Raw genomic sequence first — 21031 nt, forward strand, 5'->3', positions numbered from 1 at the left:
TCGTCGCTTCGCTCCCCGCAATGACGGGAATTAGTACAATGCCGCGCATCATCTCTCCCCTCGCTCTCGCCCTGATCGGCATCATCCTGTTCGGCGACGGCGCCTACATCCATGCCAAAGCATGGCTCGCGCAGGTGCTGCTGGAGCGCGCATTCGACCAGAGCGTTGCGACCGGCGAGGTGGTCAGGCCATGGTCATGGGCCGATACTTGGCCGGTTGCGCGAATCGAGGTGAGGCGGATCGGCGCCCGCGCGATCGTACTGGAAGGCGCGAGCGGCCAGGCGCTCGCTTTCGGGCCCGGCCATATCCGCCAAACGGCTGACGCGGGCGAGCGGGGCGTTGCCGTATATGCAGCGCACCGCGACACTCATTTCCGTTTCCTGCGGAATGTCGCCATTGGTGACCTGATCGACGTCACACGCAGTGATGGCAAGCACTTTCGTTTTCGCGCGGATTCCTCCGCTGTGGTTCGCTTCGATGCCTCGGGGATCGATCCTGCGGCACGGGCAGCCGAACTCGTGCTCGCGACCTGCTGGCCGTTCAACGCCGTCGCGTCCGGCCCCGAGCGCTACATCCTGCATGCTACCCTGATCGGCACTGATGAATAGCGGTTCGCAATCGATCCGCACCCCCCTCTTGAATCCGCCCGACCTGTAGGGACAATGCCGCTCGATGGAACCCCTGAACCGGCGCCGTCGACCGCAGACCCATCAGAATGGCCTATTGAGCATTTCCGCTGTAATTTGCGAGAAGACGGTGATGGATGAGGAGTTCAGGCAGCGTCTCGAACAGCTGGAAAGCCGCGTCGCGCTCCTGGAGAGGAACCAGGATCTTATCGCCGCCGGGCAAAGACGCTCCTCGCTTCGGAGCCTCTGGCGCCGCCCGCCGATGTGGACCTTCGAGCAATATCCGCCGCGCCTGCTCAACCTGACGGCTTTCCCGCGAGCTCCTGCGATCCATCCGGGCGCGCCCAGAATCGCGATGGTCACTCCGAGCTACAACCATGCGCAATATCTCGGCGCCACGATCGACAGCATCGTCAGCCAGAACTATCCGGACCTGTATTATCACGTGCAGGACGGCGCCTCGATCGACGGCACGCTCGATCTCCTGAAGAGGCGCGGCGATAGCCTGAGCTGGAGCAGCGAACCGGACAAGGGGCAATCCAGCGCCATCAATCTCGGCTTCGTCGGCGCCGAGAGCGAGATCATGGCCTATCTCAACAGCGACGACGTGCTGCTGCCCGGGACACTTGCGTATGTCGCAAATTACTTCATCGCACATCCGCGTGTCGACGTCGTCTACGGCCATCGCGTCTTCATCGATCGCGAGGGACTCGAGGTCGGCCGCGCCGTGCTGCCGCCTCATGACGGCAAGGCGTTGCGATATGCCGACTACATTCCGCAAGAGACGATGTTCTGGCGCAAGCGCGTATGGGACAGGATCGGGCCGATCGACGAGAGCTTACACTACGCGATGGACTGGGACTTCATCCTGCGGGCGCAAGCCGCAGGATTCAAATTTGCACGCTTGCCGCGATTTCTCGCCTGCTTCCGAATCCATGACGCACAAAAGACGGCATCGACCTATGCGGTCGGCGTCAGGGAGATGGGCATCCTGCGGCGACGCATTCTCGGCTTCGAACCGACACAGATGCAGATCCGGCGCGCCATCGCTCCTTATCTGGCGAAGCAGCTGGCCTATCACTACGCCTACAAGCTCGGCATCCTGCGATACTGAACCACGGCGCGAGCAGTGATCCCAAAATGTCGATCACCAGGGCTTGGCGCGCGCTCATTCCACCGCACGGCATACCCGCCCACGTGGTTGCCAGTCCGAAGAACTCGCCATAGAACAGAGTGACGCACCGCCAACAAGAACAACAGGTGAGGTCACACCATGGAAGCTCGCGTATCTGCCGCCTCAGCTTCATCGCGCCCATGGTCTCCGCCGCCCGATGCCAGCGACATCGTCAAGGGCATCCACGCCATGCTGCATCCGCGCAACATCGTGCTGGTGGGCGCGACCGACAAGCCCGGCAACTATGCCGAGCGCATCTGGAACAATTTGGTCAAATACGGCTACGAGGGCGGGCTCTATCCCGTCAATTCCAAGCGCGACACCATCTGGGGTGTCCCCTGCTACAAGGACTTTGCAAGCCTCCCGGAGAAGCCCGACCACGTGCTGGTGCTGGTGCCGGCGCGCTTTGCCGTGCAGGTGATCCGCGATGCCGCCGCGGCCGGCGCGCGCTCGGCCACCATCGTCACCTCGGGCTTCAGCGAGTTGCAGGACGAGGAAAGCCAGAAGCTCGCCGCCGAACTGCAAGCGGCCGTGCGCGAGACGGGATTGGCGGTCACCGGCCCGAACTGCCTCGGCAATTTGAGCGCGGGCGAAAAGCTCTTCACCAATATCGACGACCGTATCGTCACCATGGAACAGGGCGCGGTGGCGATTGCCGGGCAATCCGGCGCCATCGTCATGGCGATCCGCCAGGCCCTGGAAGATCGCGGCGTCGGGGTCGGCTACATGGTGACGACCGGCAACGAGGCAGGGCTCGAGACGCCGGACCTGATGCGCTATTTCGCCGAGGATCCTAGCATCAAGGTGATCGTGGTCTACCTCGAAGGCGTGCGCAACACCAAGGCATTCCGGGACGCCTGCAAGGCGGCGCGCGCCGCGAGCAAACCGGTGATCGCGCTCAAGCTCGGAGCGTCCGAGGGCGGCCGCGCGGCGGCGATGGCACATACCGGCGCGCTCGCGGGCTCGATCGAGACCTTCGACGCCATTGCAACGCGCGAAGGGGTCATCAGGGTCGGCGGGCTCGACGAGCTGATCGAGACCACCGAATGTTTCGTCCACGCCGCAGTGCCCAGGGGCGACCGGCTCGCCGCAGTGACGCTATCCGGCGGCAAGCGCGGCATGCTGATCGACGCCTTCGATGCAGAAGGCCTGAATTTTGCACCACTCAGCTCGCATGTCGGCTCGGAGCTGGCAAAGATGCTCGGGCCGGGCTCGATCGTCGGCAACCCGCTCGACGCCGGCTTTGCCGCGGTGGTCGATCCCTCCGTCTACATGAAATCGATCGGGCTGATGATCGACGACCCCGATATCGACATCGTCATCATCGATGCCGAGCTGCCGAAAGCGCCGCACGAGCTGCGCGAGCGCAATCTGCGCATCGTCGACGAGATGGCGAGCCGGGCCGGCAAGCCGGTGATCTATATCAGCGCGATGTCGATCGGCTTCACGGAGTTCACCAAGACCTTGCGCAAGTCGCTGCCGCATCTCGCGGTCATGCAGGGCATGGATCGCGCGGTGACTGCGATCAAGTCGCTGCTCGACTACGCCAAGCTGCGCAAGGAAGTGCCTGATATCGTCTCCAGCTCGAAGCCTGCAGCGCGCGCCGTGCTTGAGAAGGCGCTGAAATCGGCAATTGGCGCCGCGCTCGACGAGGTCGCCTCCAAGAAGCTGCTGAAGGCCTATGGCATCCCGATCTCGAAGGAGGCAATCGCACAGACGGCAGCCGAGGCCGTGAAGATCGCCAAGCAGATCGGCTTCCCCGTCGTGGCCAAAGTCGTCAGCGCCGAGATCCTGCACAAATCAGATATCGGCGGCGTGGTGCTGAATCTCAACAACCCGGCCGCGGTGAAGAAGGCGTTCGCCGACATCACCGCGCGGCTGAGCAAGCTGAAGGGCAAGCCGAAGCTCGACGGCATCCTGATCGCGCAACAGGTGAAGGCAGATCTGGAACTGGTGGTCGGCGCCTCCCTCGATGCCGAGATGGGCCCGGTCGTGCTGTTCGGCACTGGCGGCATCGACATCGAGCTGATGAAGGACGTCGCGCTCGCCGGCGCGCCGCTGGACGAGGCTGAGGCTCGACTCCTGATCGGCCGCACCAAGGCCGGTATCAAGATGCGCGGCTATCGGGGCAAACCGGCCTTGCACGAGGCCTCCGCGGTGAAGGCGCTGGTCGGCCTGTCCAACCTGATCGCGGATGCTGGCGACCGGATCGCCTCGATCGACGTCAATCCGTTCCTGATCAATGCCAAAACAGGCGTCGCCGTCGATGCCCTGATCGTGCTGAACAATGCTGCGGCCAAGAACACCGCCGGGCATTGATGTCGCTGAGGGCGGTTTAGCGCAGCGTAATCCGCCAATCCTTGCGACAAAACGCGAGAGGAAGTGGCGGGTTACGCTTCCCTAACTCGCCCATCCTATTATTGCGGCCACGCCATCATCCTTCCAACTTCCCCGCTTTGGCCGTAAAATCATCCCGCATGGCACGCGCGAGCAATCTGGTGATCGGAACGGCGACGCTGGCGGTGATCGCCGTGGCGTTCGGCGGCGTGCTCGGCGTGCAGAAATGGCGCACCCTCCAGAGCCGCAGCCAGTTGCGCGTGGTATTCGAGGGGGGCTCCGCCAGCGGATTGCGCCGCGGCGGACCGGTCAATTTCGATGGCGTCCCCGCCGGCCAAATCCTGTCGATCAAGCTGGACAATCCGCGCAAGGTCGTGGCCCTGGTGATGCTCGACAATACCGCGCCGATACGCAAGGACACCGTCGCGGGCATCGAGTTCCAGGGCCTCACCGGCGTCGCCGCGGTCTCGCTGATCGGCGGCGCGCCCTCGGCGCCGCCAGTGCCGCTGGACTCGGACGGCGTCCCCGTGCTGACCGCCGATCTCAGCGATGCCGAATCGATCGTCGACACCCTGCATAGCGTCGACCGTACGATCGTCAGCAACGCCCCGGCGATCAAGGAAGGCCTGCGCACGTTCGAGAACTACACCGCCGATCTCCGGAGCAAGGGCGGCGAAATCGATTCCGTCATGGCCAGGGTCGACAGCGCCTTCGCGGGCTTCGACAAGGCGGTCACAAAGATCGAAGGCGTGGTGCCCGGCTTTGCCGACGGCAAGGCGGATGAGCTGTTCGAAAAGATCCAGGGATTGCACGAACTCGCCGACACCATGAAAAAGAAATCGGCGAACTTCCTCGATGACATCCGTCGCTCGCTGCTCGACGTCAGCGAAGCCGCCAACAAGATGAGCGGGACACCCACGCCGGCCGCCGCTCCGCGACCGCCCCGGAAGCCGGCGCAGCAGAAACGGTAGCGCCTACCACGCGTAGCGGACGACGCCCTTGCCGGCGTAAGAGCGGGTGACGTTCGAGAACTCGCCCTCGAAAGTCGCCGACGCAGACCAGCCGTTCATCCAGCTCATCTGCACCGCCGCTGTGGTCAGCGCGGAATCGTGTGCTTGGGCGGCGCCGTTCACCACGAACGCCGATCCCGGCAACGTTTGGAAGACCGCACCGATGGTGCGATCCGGATTGTAGTCATGCGCCCAGGCGACGCGGCCGCGCAAGGTTATCAGGCCGCCGGCTGCGGCAAAGGACTTGTCCGCGCGCAGGCCGAGTTCGGTGCGGGTGCTGGTCACGTCCTTGGCGGCATAATTCAGCGCGAAGACGTTGCTGCCGACCACAGCGAACTCCGAATAGCTCGGAAGGCTGAACACGGTGGCCTGGAGCGCCGCATAGGGGGTGAGGCCGATCCACTGCCAGGCATAGCGATAGCCGCCCTCGACACGGCCCGAGAGCGCGTTGGCGTTGAACTGCGCACGCAATTGATCCACGCCGGCGGCGGTGACGATGCGATTGGTCGTGACGTCCTGCCAGCCATAGGCCAGCGCGGCCGTGACATAGGCCGGTCCTGCGTTGTGACGCACGAAGGCGCCGGCCTGGAACAAATCCGAGCGGCCCCAGCCGAGCCCGGTGACATTGAAGCCGGTGCCGCCGCCGGCGAGCGCAAAACCTACGATCGTCGACGGCGAGAAGCGATAATCCAGACCAACCGCCGTGCCGTACACGCTGCTGGTGGCGTTGTTCGAGCCAAGCGCCGCATTGCCGTCAGTGGCCTGCGAGCCGCCATAGCCGGCGGCCCAGACGTCCCAGCGCTGCTCGAATGTCAGCGGCGGTGCCTTGCGGTAGATCGAAGCAAGGGCTTCGTTCGCGTTCTTGCGGGTCGCGGCATAGGCAGTCGCGTTCGTCTCGTCGGCATAGGGCGTCGCGCCCGGTGCGCCGCCGCGTCCCGCGCTGAAGACGTCGGTCAACAAGCCGATAAATTGGTTCATCGCATTGAACGTCGTCTGCTGCGATCCCGTCCCTGATTCGCCGGAGGCTTGCGTCAGTCCCGTCGGCGAGAGATTCGCCAGCACCACGGGAAGGCTGCCGGTGTTGTCGAAGTAGTGCGTCAGAATGTTGGCGACATTCTGCTGGTTGATATTGAGGCCGCCGCCATAGCCCAGCGCGAGATCCAGGAAGACGTTGTTGGGGTCGTAGCTCAGGGTCGCATGCAGGTTCGATGACAAACCCGCGACGACCGGATTGAAGCTGTCGGGCAGCGTGCCCGCGTTCAGGATCGTGTAGTGCTTCGCGATCGAGCCGGTCGGTACGACGACGACCGTGGCGCCGGCGAGCGTCGCCGTTCCCGTGACGACCGCGACGCCGTTGCTGGTGCCCGAGACCTGCACCATGTAGTGCGACGCCGACGTAAACGAGAGATCACCGGACACGTTGAGCGTCCCGGTGGGACTGCCCGGTGCTAGCGTACCGCCGTTGACGGAGATGGAGCTTCCGACCGTGCCGACGCCACCGAACGTGCCGCCGGCCGCGACACTCACATTGCCATTGATGGTGCCGGCCAGCGTGAGCGTGCCGCCCAGCACGTTCCAGTCCTGATTACCCGTGCCGGTCACCGTCCAGGTCGAATTGTCGACCTTGTTGAAGGTCGAGAAGCCGTCATACTGAAGAAGGGGACCGATCAGGTCGAGGTTGAACGTATCCTTGCCGATGCCTCCGAGCTGGAACGTGTCGACGCCAGTGCCGAGCACCAGGCCGTTGATGATGCTGCCGGGTCCTAGCGTCAGCGTGTTGGGGCCGCAGACACAAAACTCGATTGCAGCGATTCCGGCCGCAGCGTTGATGGTCCCGGAGTTGAAGACGTTGGCCCCGCCGCTCACGCTGATGCCGACGCCGCCAGCACCGACGGTGATGGTTCCGGTATTGACAACGTGGTTTGTCGTTGTGAACGAGCTCACGTCGATGCCGAAGCCGGAATCGCCGACCGTGATCGTACCTCTGTTGATGATGGTGTTGGAATCACCGAGAGCTACGATGCCCTCGGCGAAATCGGCCCCTGTGATCCGTCCATTGTTGCTGATCGTGGAGGACAGGCCCGTAAACGCGATGCCCGCACCGCCCAGACCCACGCTGATCGTCCCGTTTTGGTTGATCGCGACCCGATTGCCCTGCACCGCAATGCCGGCGGACGTGCCATCGCCCGACTTGATCGAGCCACTATTGGTGACCTTGGCGTCATCACCGAACAAGGCGATGCCGGCACCAAAGTCGCCGGCCGTGATTGCGCCGAAATTGCTGACGATTTGAAAACTACCCTGCATAAAGATGCCAGCGGCACCCTGCCCGACCGAAATCGTGCCGGTGGCGGTGTTGGTGACCGTGTTGTTATCCATGGTCGCAACGATGCCGCCGGAGAAGCCGGAGGAATCGCCGACCTTGATCGCGCCTGCATTGGTCACGGTCGTGCCACCGAACGAAGCGAAAATCCCGATTGAATCATCGAGTCCGGTGATCGTGCCCGTCGCGGCGTTGGTGATCGTGTTGCTCTGGACCGCGAAGATGCCCGCGCCCGACGCGCCGATGGACAGCGCACCGCTGTTGCTAACGCTATTGTTGTTTCCTACCGAGATCGCGCTGCCGTGGTCGCCGGTGGTGACGGTCCCGGCATTGATGATGATGTTGTGATCGAGCGCGGAGATACCGAGGCCGTTATCAAGCACCGTGATGGCGCCGTTGTTGGTCACGGTGTTCGAATTGCCGCCATTGATGCCGGTGAGGCCCGAGCCCGCCGCCACCGTGCCGTTGTTAGTGATGACGTTGCTGTCATTGACGTTGATCGCCGCCGTGCCGTTATCGTTGACGCTGGCGCCAGTCAGCACATTTACGGTCAGATTGGTGACGCCGCCGCTTGCCGCAAAGCCGTCGGCATCGGTGCCGCTACAGGTGACGGTCTGCCCGCTTGCCGCCGGGTCGGGCGCGCAGTCCGCCTGCGCAGGTGTCGCCGATAGGCCGAGGCTGAGAACGACCGCCACGACAGACGAAGCGACCGCGGCAAGGCGCAGCCCAATCCGACCAGCCTTCGGCGGCCCAAATTCCACTTTGATGCCCTCAGTCCAGCGCTCCCCAGCGGCGCCGCCGGCAAACTAGGCCGCCGGGCCCCTCCGTGGAACTACGGAATCGGCGGAATCGCTGGGGGACAGCAAAACCGGACTGATTCAGCGGACCATGTTGCACCAGAGGCACGCTTTTCCGGCGCAGCCTGGTCGATCCACGACGTTTGCGTGTGCGGTTCGGTCGCAGTATTGACCGTCGTTCACATCAATGACTGATCATCTGGGGCGGCGCCGCGTCCCAACGGGAGCGAGCGGCACGCCTTCACACACACTGATTTGGGCAACGGCTTAGTAATTGGTGGGCGCCGCTTCATTCGGGATGCCGTCGATCGGGCATTCGGCGGTACCGGGCGTCGCGCGCGTCATCGCCTCGACCATGTCCCGGGTGCCTTCGGGATCGGCGATCCAGTTCTTGTAGAAATCATAGGGGCAGACGGCGAGGCCGCGCGGGCTTTCGCCGGAATTGATCATGCCGGTGTAGCCGCGGTGGACCAGCTTGTAGAGATGGTTCTGCGACTGGCCGTTGCGGCGCGCATCGCGGATCAGATGCTTCGACAGCTGGGCATATTGGATGCCGTAGTCCTCCTCGCCGCACTCGCCGAGGGTGCGGCCGTCGAAACCGATGATCGCGGAGTGACCGAAGTAAGAATAGACGCCGTCGAAGCCGGCAGCGTTGGCGACCGCGACATAGACATTGTTGGCCCATGCCATCGCTTTTGAAATCAGGATCTGCTGCTCCTTGGCCGGATACATGTAGCCCTGGCAGCGCACGATCAGCTCGGCCCCCTTCATGGCGCAGTCGCGCCAGATCTCCGGGAAGTTGCCGTCGTCGCAGATGATCAGGCTGACCTTCATCCCTTTCGGGCCGTCGGAGACATAGGTGCAATTGCCGGGATACCAGCCCTCGATCGGCACCCACGGCATGATCTTGCGGTACTTCTGCACGATGTCACCCTTGTCGTTCATCAGGATCAGGGTGTTGTAGGGCGCCTTGTGCGGATGCTCCTCGTGGCGCTCGCCGGTGAGCGAGAACACGCCCCACACCTTGGCCTTGCGGCAGGCCTCCGCAAAAATCGCGGTCTCTTCACCGGGCACCGCGCAAGCGGTCTCATACATCTCCTTGGAGTCGTACATGATGCCCTGGGTGGAGTATTCCGGGAAAATCACCAGGTCCATGCCGGGAAGGCCGGTCTTCATGCCCACCACCATGTCGGCGATCTTGCGGGCGCTGTCGAGCACCTCGGCCTTGGTGTGCAGGCGCGGCATCTTATAGTTGACCACCGCGACGCCGACGGTGTCGTTGCTGCTGGAGATGTCACCGTGAAGCATTTGAATTGCTCCTCTACTCTGTTTGAGATTGCCGCGTGAATCAGTGACTGATCATCCAGGGCCGCGCGGTGGGAAAACCCTTGGCACCGCTCCTGGTCTTGGTCACCAGCCGCGCCGGCTTGTTCTTATCCGGCGCGTTCTTTGACGAATTCTTGCCCGTGGAGCAGCAGCCGCAACCGGGGCCATGCGAGGCCTTGTATTGCGCCAGCGTCTGCGGCGCGTGCGTGCTGCGCTCGTTGGCGGCGTGAGCCTTGCGCGTCTCCGACGGCATGCAGAAGAAGTTCGGGGCGGTCAGAATCACGCGGGGCGCCATGATTTCACATTGCGGACAGGCTTGCGGATCGTCGCATTCGGCCATCGGGCGCATATCCTTGAACGGACCGCAATCGTCACAGAGATATTCATAGACCGGCATCGCATCATCCCTACGCTGTTGTCTGTGAGAGAACTGTCGCGGCGGATGCGGGGCGGCAGATACGCCGTCTCGCATCCGGTCGCGCAGGGATTACTTGTCCGGCGATATCGGCATCTGGATATCGCCCTTGATGTGCTTGATCGGACCTGCCGAGGACGGCATCACGTCGAAGTCGAAGATTTCCGTCGGCAGCCATAATGTGGCACAGGCATTGGGCACGTCGACGACGCCGGAGATGTGCCCCTGAACCGGTGCCGTACCAAGGATCGAATAGGCCTGGGCGCCGGAGTAGCCGAACTTCTTCAGATATTCGATCGCATTCAGGCAGGCCTGGCGGTAGGCGATGGTGACGTCGAGATAGTGCTGCTTGCCGGCCTCGTCGACCGAGATGCCTTCGAAGATCAGATAGTCCTTGTAGTTCGGTGTGATCGGCGACGGCTTGAAGATCGGATTCTTGACGCCGTACTTCGCCATGCCGTCCTTGATCACCTCGACCTTCAGATGCAGCCAGCCGGCCATCTCGATCGCACCGCAGAAGGTGATCTCGCCGTCGCCCTGACTGAAGTGGAGATCGCCCATCGAGAGACCGGCGCCGGGCACGTAGACCGGGAAGTAGATCTTCGAGCCGCGCGAAAGGTCCTTGATGTCGCAATTGCCGCCATGCTCCCGCGGCGGCACGGTGCGCGCGCCTTCGGCTCCGATCTTGTCCTTGACCTCGCCCTTGGCGCGGCCGCCATGAGCGGTCGGCGCGAACGGCGGATTGGCGAGGCCGGGCACACGGGTCGGATTGGTTGCGATCAGCTCGGCCTCGCGCTTGTTCCAGGTGTCCAGCATCTTCGGATCGGGGAGACAGCCGATCAGGCCGGGATGGATCAGGCCGGCGAAGTTGACGCCCGGAATATGCCGCGACGAGGTGTAGAGACCCTTGATGTCCCAGATCGACTTCTGCGCCAGCGGGAAATGATCCGTAAGAAATCCGCCGCCGTTCTGCTTGGAGAAGAAGCCGTTGAAGCCCCACATGCTCTCCTTCATCGGGCCAACGTCGAGCAGGTCGACGACGAGGAGGTCACCGGGCTCGGCGCCCTTGACGCCGATCGGGCCGGAGAGGAAGTGCACGATCGACAGATCGATGTCGCGCACGTCGTCGGCGGAATCGTTGTTCTTGATGAAACCGCCGGTCCAGTCATAAGTCTCGATGATGAAGTCGTCGCCGGGATTGACCCAGGCCACGATCGGAATGTCGGGGTGCCAGCGGTTATGCACCATGTCATTTTCATAGGCCGACTTGGTGAGATCGACCTTGATCAGTGTCTCTGGCATCGAGAGGCTCCCCTTTTACACGGTTGGTTAGACGGACAGATATTTCGAGACCTGTGCGGCATCGACGGCGCCGCGCGGATCATCACGGACGATCTCGCCGTTCTCGATCACCAGCACACGGTCGGCGATATCGAGCGCGAAGCTCAGGACCTGCTCGGACACGACGATTGAAAGCCCCTTCTCGTCGCGGATGTGCTTGAGCGTGCGCGCCATCTCCTTGATGATCGACGGCTGGATACCTTCGGTCGGCTCGTCGAGCAGCAGCACTTTTGGCTTGGTCGCCAGCGCACGAGCGATCGCGAGTTGTTGCTGCTGGCCGCCGGAGAGATTGCCGCCACGGCGGTCCTTCATCTCCAGCAGCACCGGAAACAGTTCGTAGATGTCACCGGGCACTTCGGTTCCGCCGGAGACCACGAGGCCGGTCTCGATGTTCTCCTTCACCGTCATGGTAGAAAAGATCATGCGGCCTTGCGGCACATAGGCGAGCCCCTTGGCCACCCGCTCGTAGCTCGGCAGGCTGCCGAGCTCGGCGCCGTCCATGGTCACCGAGCCACTCTTGGCCGGCAGGATCCCCATCAGCGATTTCATCAGCGTGGTCTTGCCCATGCCGTTGCGACCCATGATCGCCACGATCTCGTTGGGCGCGACTTTGACGTTGAGCCCGTGCAGCACCTCGCTCTGGCCGTAGGCGACGTGAAGATCAGAAATAGCCAGCATCGTCGCGCTCCTTAGTGACCGAGATAAACTTCGACGACCTTGGGATCGTTCTTCACCTTTTCCATGGTGCCTTCCGAGAGGATCTGGCCCTGGTGAAGCACGGTGACCTTGTGCGCGATGTCCTCGACGAACTTCATGTCGTGCTCGATCACGAGCACCGAGCGGTTTTTGATGATGCGGTTGAGCAGCTCGGCGGTCTTGGTGCGTTCGGACACGCTCATGCCGGCGACGGGCTCGTCCAGCATGAGCAGGTCAGGATCCTGAATCAGCAGCATGCCGATCTCGAGCCATTGCTTCTGGCCATGACTGAGCTCGGAGGCATAGGTGTTGAGCTTGTCCTTGAGGAAGATCATCTCGGCAACCTCTCCGACGCGTGACCTCACCAGCTGGTCACGCTGGAACGTGAGTGAGCCGAATACGGTGCGGCCGCGCGGAAACGAGATCTCGAGATTCTCGAACACGGTGAGGTCTTCGAACACCGACGGCGTCTGGAACTTGCGGCCGACGCCGGCCTTGACGATCTCGTTCTCCTTCAGCTTGGTCAGCTCGGTCCCGCGAAACTGGATCGAGCCTTCGGTCGCCTTGGTCTTGCCGCAGATCAGGTCAAGCACCGTGGTCTTGCCGGCCCCATTGGGGCCGATGATGACGCGGATCTCGTTCTCCTCGACGTAAAACGAGAGATCGTTGACGGCCTTGAAGCCGTCGAAGGAAACCGTCAGCCCGGAGACCGCGAGCAGGAATTCCTTGGGCTGATGACCGACGAGCATGATCTATCTCCTCACTGCCAGCGTGGCATCGGCATCGCGATGACCGACGAGCATGACCTATCTCCTCACTGCCAGCATGGCATCGGCATCGTGATGACCGACGAGCATGATGGTCTCCTCACTCTGCTGGTGCGCCGTCGGCAACCGAATTGTCGCTCCAGCCCGGCTTCTTGCGCGAGGCGAAAAGGCGGTCGACGCGCGGCTGCACATAGTCGGCCCAGAGCCCCGACAGGCCGTTCGGGAAAGCGAGCACGACCGCGATGAACAGCGCGCCGAGACCAAACAGCCAGAGTTGCGGAAAGGATTCCGACAGGCTGGTCTTGGCGAAGTTCACCAGAATGGCCCCCCATATCGCGCCAAAGATCGACATCCGTCCGCCGACCGCGGTGTAGATCACCATCTCGATCGACGGCACGATGCCGACAAAGGACGGCGACATGAAACCGACATTGAGCGCGAACATGGCCCCGCCGATCGCGGCGAAAACCGCGGCCATACAGAACGCAAAGATCTTGAAGTTGGCGACGCTGTAGCCGGAGAAGCGGACGCGGTCCTCCTGTTCGCGCATAGCCACCAGGATGCGGCCGAGCTTGGTCAGGCGGATGAACTGCGCGATGCCGATGCAGGCGAACAGCAGCACCACTTCGACGAAGTACAAGATGACCTTGGCGTGGTCGGGCCGGATGTCCCATCCCTTGAGGGTGCGCAGGTCGGTCATGCCGTTGATGCCGCCGGTGTAGCCCTGCTGGCCCACGATCAGGATGGTGAGGATGGCCGCCACCGCCTGGGTGATGATGGCAAAGTAGGTGCCGCCCACGCGCCGCTTGAACATCGCAGTGCCGATGATCAGCGCGAAGATGCCGGGGACCAAGATGATGGCGAGGATGGTGAAGGCGAGACTGTGAAACGGCTGCCAGAACAGTGGCAGTGACGTGATCTGATTCCAGTCCATGAAGTCCGGGATGCCTGGCGTCGACTGGATTTTGGTATTTTCGACGCTGGAGGCCTCCAGCTTGAGGAACATCGCCATGCAATAGCCGCCGAGGCCGAAGAACACGCCCTGCCCCAGACTGAGAATGCCGCCGTAGCCCCAGCACAGCACGAGACCGAGCGCGACGAAGGCGTAGGTCAGATACTTCGCGACGAGGTTGAGACGGAACACATCCAGCGAGAGCGGCAGGATCACGAACAGCACGGCGGCCAGCACGAGGAAGCCCATGAGCTCGGATCGATTGAAGAAGCGTGAGTTGATGACCATGACTTGCCTGCTTCTTGTTATTTGCGGACCTTGAGGGCGAAGAGACCCTGCGGCCGCAGCATCAGGATTCCGACAACGGCAAGCAGCGTCAGCACCTTAGCCATCGAGCCCGACAGGAAGAACTCGAGGGTGGATTGGGTCTGCGAGATTGAGAAGGCCGATGCGATGGTGCCGAGCAGGCTTGCCGCGCCGCCGAACACGACCACCAGGAACGTATCGACGATGTAGAGCTGTCCGGAGGTCGGCCCGGTCGAGCCGATCATGGTGAAGGCGCTCCCAGCGACACCGGCAATGCCGCAGCCGAGGCCGAAAGTGTAGCGATCCACCTTTTCGGTGTTGATGCCGACGGCACCGGCCATGATGCGGTTCTGCACGACGGCGCGCACCTGTCGACCCCAGCGCGATTTGTACATCACGTAGGCGACGCCGACAGTGATCAGGACGGTGAGGCACATCACGAAGACGCCGTTGATCGGCACTTCGATGCTGTCGGTCACGTGCAGCGAGCCGAGCATCCATTGCGGCAGCTCGACGCCGACCTCGCGCGCGCCGAACACGGAGCGATAGGCCTGTTGCAGGATCAGGCTGAGGCCCCAAGTCGCGAGCAGCGTGTCGAGCGGGCGCTTGTAGAGATGCCGTATCAGCACCCATTCCACCAGCATCCCCAACGCACCGGATGCGACAAAGGCCAGGATCATCGCGAGGAAGAAATAGCCGCTGAACAGGCTCGGCAAATAGGATTGGAAGAAGCTCGAGGTCATCCAGGTGACGTAGGCCCCAAGGATCATGAACTCGCCATGGGCCATGTTGATGACGCCCATCTGGCCGAAGATGATCGCAAGACCCAGCGCCATCAGGACGTAGACGGAGAACAGGATCAGTCCTGCAAAGCCCTGCATGACGAAGATGGAGCCAAGGTCACCAAGCGAGTAGTCGCCGAACATCGATGTCCTCCGTCGGGAAAGGGTCCCGCGTCGCGAGCAGGTTCGCGACGCGGGGGTCTTGGGCGTGGATTTGCGGTCCACGCCAGGGAGAGGTTTTGCCTGAGAGGGAAACGGCGACGAACGCCGTGACTAACTGATAGATCTCGTCTTACTGGTAGCCCTTGGGGAACGGATCCGGCTCGACCAGATCGGCGGTCTCGTAGATCAGTTCGAACTGGCCATCGAGCTTGGCGCGTCCCACCCGGGTCTTCGACCAGAGGTGATGATTTTCGTGGATGCGCACATAGCCTTCCGGAGCGCCCTTGAACTCGATGCCCGGCGACGCCGCGGCGATCTTGTCGATGTCGAAGGAGCCCGCCTTCTCCACCGTCAACTTCCACAACCACGGTCCGAGATAGGCAGCCTGGGTGACGTCTCCGATCACGGTCTTCTCGCCCCACATCTTCTTGAACGCAGGAACGAAGGTCTTGTTGTTCGGATTGTCGAGCGACTGGAAGTACTTCATGCAGGCATAGGCGCCCGCGATGTTCTCGCCGCCAATGCCGTCGATCTCGTCTTCGGTCACCGAGATCGTGAGCAGCGCCTGCTTGGAGAGGTCGATGCCGGCCGCCTTGAGCTGCTTGTAGAACGCGACGTTCGAGCCGCCGACGACGTCGGTGAAGATCACGTCGGGCTTGGTCAGCTTGATCTTGTTGATGACCGAATTGAACTGCGTATTGCCGAGCGGATAATACTCTTCGCCGACCACCTTGCCCTTCAGCACGTTCTCGACATGCTTGCGCGCAATCTTGTTCGAGGTGCGCGGCCAGATGTAGTCGGAGCCGATGAAGAAGAACGACTTGGCGCCCTTCTCCTTGGCGATCCAGTTCAGGCCGGCGAGGATCTGCTGAGTGGCTTCCTGACCTGTGTAGATCACGTTCTTGGACTGCTCGAGACCTTCGTAGAAGGTCGGGTAATAGAGCATGCCGTTGTACTGCTCCATGACGGGCAGCACGGCCTTGCGGGACGCCGAGGTCCAGCAGCCCATGATCGCCGCGACCTTGTCGTTGACCAGCAGCTTCTTGGCCTTCTCGGCAAAGGTCGGCCAGTCGCTGGCGCCGTCTTCCTGGATGAACTTGATCTTGCGACCGAGCACGCCGCCCATGGCATTGATCTGCTCGATGGCAAGCTTTTCGGCTTCGATCGAGCCGGTCTCGGAGATGGCCATGGTGCCGGTCGCCGAATGCAGGATGCCGACCGTCACCTCGGTGTCGGTGACCGCGAGACCCGTGGTGTTGACTGCCGAGGTCGCTGGGGCCTGCGCAAAAGATGCTCGCGGTAGCATGGTGATGGCCGGCACGGCCGCCATTCCCATCAATAATTTGCGCCGGAGCGGCGATAACAGGCCCTTGTTCGCTTCGTCTGACATGAGCACCCCACTGTTGTTCGAGGACACGCGATTGGTGCCGTGAGGATGGCTCGAATTTGTGCACTGCAAGCATACGCAAGATCGCGTATACTGCACCGCAAAATGACGACGTAGGCTTTTGGTACGGATTTTGCGAGGGGGTCCGGCGCGTTCGGGAGTAGGAGTGGGGGCTGAAGTGGCAGGGCGGCAGCGAATAGATCGCGTCAGGCGCCAGTACAACCAATGGGTCGCCAACCAGACGCTGGAAGACTACGCGCTGCGCTTCACCGCCAAGAGCGCGCGCCGGTGGTCCGCTGCCCGCGTCGCCAACACTGCCCTGGGCGCCATCTCCTTTCTCGCGCTTGAGGCGATCGGCGGCACCATCACCCTGAATTACGGGGTTACCAACGCCACCGCCGCGATCCTCGTCGTCTCCATCATCATCTTCTGCTGCGGCGTCCCGATTGCCTATTATGCCGCCAAATGCGGCATCGACATTGACCTGCTCACCCGCGGCGCCGGCTTCGGTTATATCGGCTCGACCGTCACGTCGCTGATCTACGCCTCCTTCACCTTCATCTTCTTCGCGATCGAAGCGGTGATCCTGGCCACGGCGCTCGAGATGTGCTTCGGCATTCCGCGCCCGATCGGCTATCTCATCAGCGCGGTCGCGATCATCCCGCTTGTCACCTACGGCATCACGCTGATCAGCCGCTTCCAGCTCTGGACGCAGCCGATCTGGATCATCCTGCACATCCTGCCCTTCGCGGCGATCGCCTGGGCCAACCCTTACTCGTTCACGGAATGGCGCAAATTCGCCGGCGAGCACGGCGACCCCAGCGGACATTTCGATCTACTGCTGTTCGGCGTAGCATCCTCCGTGGTGTTTTCGCTGGTGGCTCAGATCGGCGAGCAGGTCGACTTCCTCAGGTTTCTGCCGCGCGACCGCCGCACCTCGCGAACGTCGTGGTGGGCCGCCCTGCTGATCGCGGGGCCCGGCTGGATCATCTTCGGCGCGCTGAAATTGCTGCTGGGCTCGTTTCTCGCCTTCTTCGCGCTGAGCCACGGCCTCTCCAGCGAGCTGGCGGCCGAGCCTGCGCACATGTATCTCGAGGCGTTTCGCTACGTGTTGTCGCAGCCGGACATGGCTCTGGCACTCACCGGCGCGTTCGTGATCCTGTCGCAGCTCAAGATCAACGTCACCAACGCCTATGCAGGCTCGATCGCCTGGTCGAACTTCTTCTCGCGTCTCACTCATAGCCATCCGGGCCGGGTCGTCTGGCTGGTGTTCAACGTGATGGTGGCCTTGCTGCTGATGGAGATCGGCGTCTACAAGGCGCTGGAGCAGACGCTCGCGCTCTACTCCAATGTCGCGATCGCCTGGGTCGGTGCGCTGGTCTCTGATCTCGTGGTCAACAAGCCCCTCGGCCTGCGCCCGCCGCAGATGGAGTTCAAGCGCGCCCATCTCTACGACATCAACCCGGTCGGCGTCGGCGCGATGACGATCGCGACCATCGTCTCGATCGCGGCATTCTACGGCCTGTTCGGCTCGACCATGAAAGCGCTCGCGGCCTTCGTCGCGCTGACGGTCGCCTTCGTCACCGCGCCCGTCATCGCCTGGCTCACCGACGGAAAATATTACATCGCGCGCAAGCCGAAGAGGAGTTGGGCCAACATCGAATCGATCCAGTGCTGCATCTGCGAGCACCATTTCGAGCCGGAGGACATGACCTCCTGTCCTGCCTATGCCGGCCCGATCTGCTCGCTATGCTGCTCGCTCGATGCGCGCTGCCACGATTTGTGCAAACCGCATGCGCGCGCGCAGGTGCAGTTCGCCGACGCACTCGCCAGGATCTTGCCGCAGGCGATCTATCAGCGGATCAACTCGCAGTTCGGCCACTACATCGGTGTGTTCGTGGTCTCCGCGGGCCTCGTCGCGCTGGTGCTGGGGCTGATTTACCTCCAGAGCTCGGTCAGCGTGCCTGGCGAGAACATGCTCGTCTCCAACGTGCTCTGGAAGGTGTTCTTCTCGCTCAGCATCATCATCGGCGTGGTGGCCTGGCTGTTCGTGCTGGCGCAGCAGAGCCGACGGGCCGCCGAGGCCGAGACCCGACGCCAGACCACGCTGCTGATTCAGGAGATCGACGCCCACAAGCGCACCGATGCCGAGCTCCAGCGCGCCAAGGAAATCGCAGAATCCGCCAACCTCGCCAAGAGCCGCTACGTGGTGGGCCTGAGCCACGAGCTGCGCTCGCCGCTGAATGCGATCAGCGGCTATGCCCAACTCCTGGAGCAGGACACCACGCTCAACACCAAGCCGCGCGACCAGGTCCGCGTCGTCCGCCGCAGCGCCGATCACCTCTCCGGCCTGATCGACGGCATTCTGGACATCTCCAAGATCGAGGCGGGGCGGCTGTACCTGTCGCGCGACGAGGTGCGCCTGACCGAATTCCTCGACCAGCTCGTCGGCATGTTCCGCCTTCAGGCCGCGGCCAAGAGCATCGACTTCGTGTTCAGGCGGCCGGCGCATTTGCCGGTCGTGGTCTATGCCGACGAGAAGCGGCTGCGCCAGGTGCTGATCAATCTGCTGTCCAACGCGATCAAATTCACCCAGGTCGGCAGTGTGCAGTTCGTGGTGCACTATCGCAGCCCGGTCGCGGAGTTCGAGGTGATCGACACCGGCCCCGGCATCCAGGGCGACGATCTCGAACGCATCTTCGCACCTTTCGAACGTGGCGCGCTCGGTGTCTCGCAGCCGCAGACCGGCACGGGGCTGGGCCTCACCATCAGCCGGTTGCTCGCCGGCGTCATGGGCGGCGACATCAAGGTCTTGAGCACGGTCGGCAGCGGCAGCACGTTCAAGGTCAAGATGCTGCTATCCGAAGTCACCAATCCGCAGCGCATTGCGCCGGTGGAGGCCCCGATCTCGGGCTATCACGGCGCGCGCAAGACCATCCTCATCACCGACGACGATCCCGTGCATCGCGACCTCCTGCGCGAGGTGTTGACCCCACTCGGCTTCATCCTGCTCAGCGCGCCCGACGGGCCTGGCTGCCTGGCGCTAGCCCAGCACTGCCGGCCTGATCTGTTCCTGCTCGATATCTCCATGCCTGGCATGGACGGCTGGACGGTGGCGGAGACGCTGCGCGCCAGCGGCCACCATCAGGCGCGCATCCTGATGGTGTCTGCCAGCGCGCTCGAGGCGCACGGCACACCGCTGGCACAGCCTTTCCACGACGGCTACCTGATGAAGCCGATCGATATTCCCAGGCTTTTGGAAAGTATCCGCCAGCTTCTCAAGGTCGAATGGCAATACGGCTCGGAGGAGATCGCGGTGCCGCTGTGGCGGCCGGAGAGCGGCTCGCGGCCGCCTGTACGACACATCGAGGCTCTGATCGGGCTCGGTCAGATCGGCTACGTCAAGGCTATCCAGTTGAAGCTGGACGAGATCGGCAGTGAGCACCCTGAACATGCCGACTTCGTCGCGGAAATGCGGTCGCTGATCGACCGCTTCGATCTCGGCCAGTACATGGCCACATTGAAGACGTTGCATGCGTATGAGCACTGAGTCGAAAAAGCGCGACGTCGCGCTCGTTGTTGACGACTCCCCGGAGACGCTGCGGCTGCTCACCGACGCGCTCGACAGCGCCGGGATGACGGTGATGGTGGCGCTCGATGGCGCGGCCGCGATGCGTATCGTCGACCAAATCACGCCTGACATCGTGCTGCTCGACGCTGTGATGCCGGGCATGGACGGGTTCGAGACCTGCCGCCGCCTCAAGCGCGATGCGGGCCTTGCCAATGTCCCGGTGATATTCATGACGGGGCTCGCCGAGACCGAGCACATCGTGCGCGGGCTGGAGGCCGGCGGCGTCGACTACGTGACCAAGCCGATCGTGATCGAGGAGATGCTGGCGCGGATCCGCGTTCATCTCGGCAATGCGCGGCTGACGCAAAGCGCACGCGCCGCGCTCGATGTCTCCGGCCGATTCCTGTTCGCGGTCAACCGCCAGGGCAAATTGTTGTGGGCGACCCCGCAGGCGCAGAAGCTGCTGGCGGACCACCACGGCGCGCAGGCCGACGACGATTTCGTCCTGCCGGTATCATTGCTGCAATGGCTGGAGCAGGCGAAGGGCAAGGGCAGCTCGAAGTCTCAGGCGGCTTCCTTGCCCGACAATCCTCAGCTCCGGCTGTACTACATGGGCGAGACCGCACCGAACGAGTTCTTGCTGCGGCTCTCCAGGGAATCCGGCACCGCGCCGCCACCCGAGTTCACCAGCGAGCTCGGCCTCACTACCCGCGAAGGCGAGGTGCTGGCCTGGCTCAGCAAGGGCAAAACCAACCGCGACATCGCGCAGATTTTGGGCTTGAGCCCGCGCACGGTCGACAAGCATCTCGAGCAGATCTACTCCAAGCTTGGAGTCGAGAACCGGACCGCGGCTGCGGCGATTGCAACGAATGCGACAAGAAGGAATTCGTAGTCTTGCTCCGAGTGAGTTGGGATGTGACTCAGCACACCGTGTCGTCCCGGCGAAGGCCGGGACCCATAACCCCAGGGAGTGATTTGGCGAAGACTAGTCGTTCGGACTAGCACCGTCCGCAATCGATAGGCCTCGCTGTATGGGTCCCGGCCCCCGTGCGCAATTGC

15 protein-coding genes are annotated in these 21031 nt (G+C 62.8%); 6 read left to right on the forward strand and 9 right to left on the reverse strand.

The genetic code is table 11. The features are described from left to right. The first annotated feature begins 38 nt into the window (after positions 1-38). From IVB42_RS07370 to IVB42_RS07385, 4 genes are all read left to right on the forward strand, one after another. Positions 39-608: a class GN sortase gene (locus IVB42_RS07370; RefSeq protein ID WP_085361925.1), complete on the forward strand. Its 570-nt coding sequence runs from the start codon at positions 39-41 to the stop codon at positions 606-608. 151 nt (positions 609-759) lie between these two features. Next, positions 760-1740 carry a glycosyltransferase family 2 protein gene (locus IVB42_RS07375; RefSeq protein WP_085361926.1) on the forward strand — a complete coding sequence of 327 codons (981 nt, stop codon included), beginning with the start codon at positions 760-762 and terminating at the stop codon, positions 1738-1740. Between the two features lie 159 nt (positions 1741-1899). Beyond that, positions 1900-4119 carry an acetate--CoA ligase family protein gene (locus tag IVB42_RS07380; protein ID WP_026233059.1) on the forward strand — a complete coding sequence of 740 codons (2220 nt, stop codon included), beginning with the start codon at positions 1900-1902 and terminating at the stop codon, positions 4117-4119. A 158-nt stretch (positions 4120-4277) separates the two neighbouring features. Continuing rightward, positions 4278-5108 (forward strand): MlaD family protein, encoded by an 831-nt coding sequence (locus IVB42_RS07385; RefSeq protein WP_018455949.1) that lies wholly within the window; start codon positions 4278-4280, stop codon positions 5106-5108. 3 nt (positions 5109-5111) lie between these two features. Here the strand turns inward: IVB42_RS07385 and IVB42_RS07390 are convergent, their stop codons facing one another. The 9 genes from IVB42_RS07390 to urtA all read right to left on the reverse strand — a co-directional run bounded on the left by IVB42_RS07390 (position 5112) and on the right by urtA (position 16404). Next, entirely contained in the window at positions 5112-8231 is a 3120-nt protein-coding gene (locus tag IVB42_RS07390; protein WP_247469934.1) for an autotransporter domain-containing protein, read from the reverse strand. A gap of 303 nt (positions 8232-8534) precedes the next feature. Beyond that, complete coding sequence (locus IVB42_RS07395; protein ID WP_018455947.1) at positions 8535-9575, reverse strand: aliphatic amidase; 1041 nt, start codon at positions 9573-9575, stop codon at positions 8535-8537. Between the two features lie 40 nt (positions 9576-9615). After that, positions 9616-9990, reverse strand: a complete 375-nt coding sequence (locus tag IVB42_RS07400; RefSeq protein ID WP_018455946.1) for a zinc ribbon domain-containing protein — start codon at positions 9988-9990, stop codon at positions 9616-9618. A gap of 90 nt (positions 9991-10080) precedes the next feature. Continuing rightward, complete coding sequence (gene fmdA / locus IVB42_RS07405; RefSeq protein ID WP_007598072.1) at positions 10081-11310, reverse strand: formamidase; 1230 nt, start codon at positions 11308-11310, stop codon at positions 10081-10083. A 27-nt stretch (positions 11311-11337) separates the two neighbouring features. Further along, positions 11338-12027 (reverse strand): urea ABC transporter ATP-binding subunit UrtE, encoded by a 690-nt coding sequence (gene urtE, locus IVB42_RS07410; RefSeq protein WP_018455945.1) that lies wholly within the window; start codon positions 12025-12027, stop codon positions 11338-11340. A gap of 11 nt (positions 12028-12038) precedes the next feature. Then, positions 12039-12794, reverse strand: coding sequence for an urea ABC transporter ATP-binding protein UrtD (urtD, locus tag IVB42_RS07415; RefSeq protein WP_018455944.1), 756 nt, complete (start codon positions 12792-12794; stop codon positions 12039-12041). Positions 12795-12912: 118 nt separating this feature from the next. Next, positions 12913-14052 carry an urea ABC transporter permease subunit UrtC gene (urtC, locus tag IVB42_RS07420; RefSeq protein ID WP_018455943.1) on the reverse strand — a complete coding sequence of 380 codons (1140 nt, stop codon included), beginning with the start codon at positions 14050-14052 and terminating at the stop codon, positions 12913-12915. Between the two features lie 17 nt (positions 14053-14069). After that, positions 14070-14996, reverse strand: coding sequence for an urea ABC transporter permease subunit UrtB (urtB, locus tag IVB42_RS07425; RefSeq protein WP_018455942.1), 927 nt, complete (start codon positions 14994-14996; stop codon positions 14070-14072). 148 nt (positions 14997-15144) lie between these two features. After that, positions 15145-16404, reverse strand: a complete 1260-nt coding sequence (gene urtA / locus IVB42_RS07430; protein ID WP_018455941.1) for an urea ABC transporter substrate-binding protein — start codon at positions 16402-16404, stop codon at positions 15145-15147. Positions 16405-16579: 175 nt separating this feature from the next. On the opposite strand from urtA, the gene IVB42_RS07435 reads away from it, so the two are divergent. Both IVB42_RS07435 and IVB42_RS07440 read left to right on the forward strand, forming a co-directional pair. Then, entirely contained in the window at positions 16580-19951 is a 3372-nt protein-coding gene (locus tag IVB42_RS07435) for an ATP-binding protein (protein ID WP_018455940.1), read from the forward strand. Next, positions 19935-20864: a response regulator gene (locus IVB42_RS07440; protein WP_007598081.1), complete on the forward strand. Its 930-nt coding sequence runs from the start codon at positions 19935-19937 to the stop codon at positions 20862-20864. The genes IVB42_RS07435 and IVB42_RS07440 overlap by 17 nt, the downstream gene beginning before the upstream one ends. Positions 20865-21031: the final 167 nt, after the last annotated feature.

Origin of the sequence: Bradyrhizobium sp. 45 (assembly GCF_023073155.1) — a bacterium.
Lineage (GTDB): Bacteria > Pseudomonadota > Alphaproteobacteria > Rhizobiales > Xanthobacteraceae > Bradyrhizobium > Bradyrhizobium canariense_D.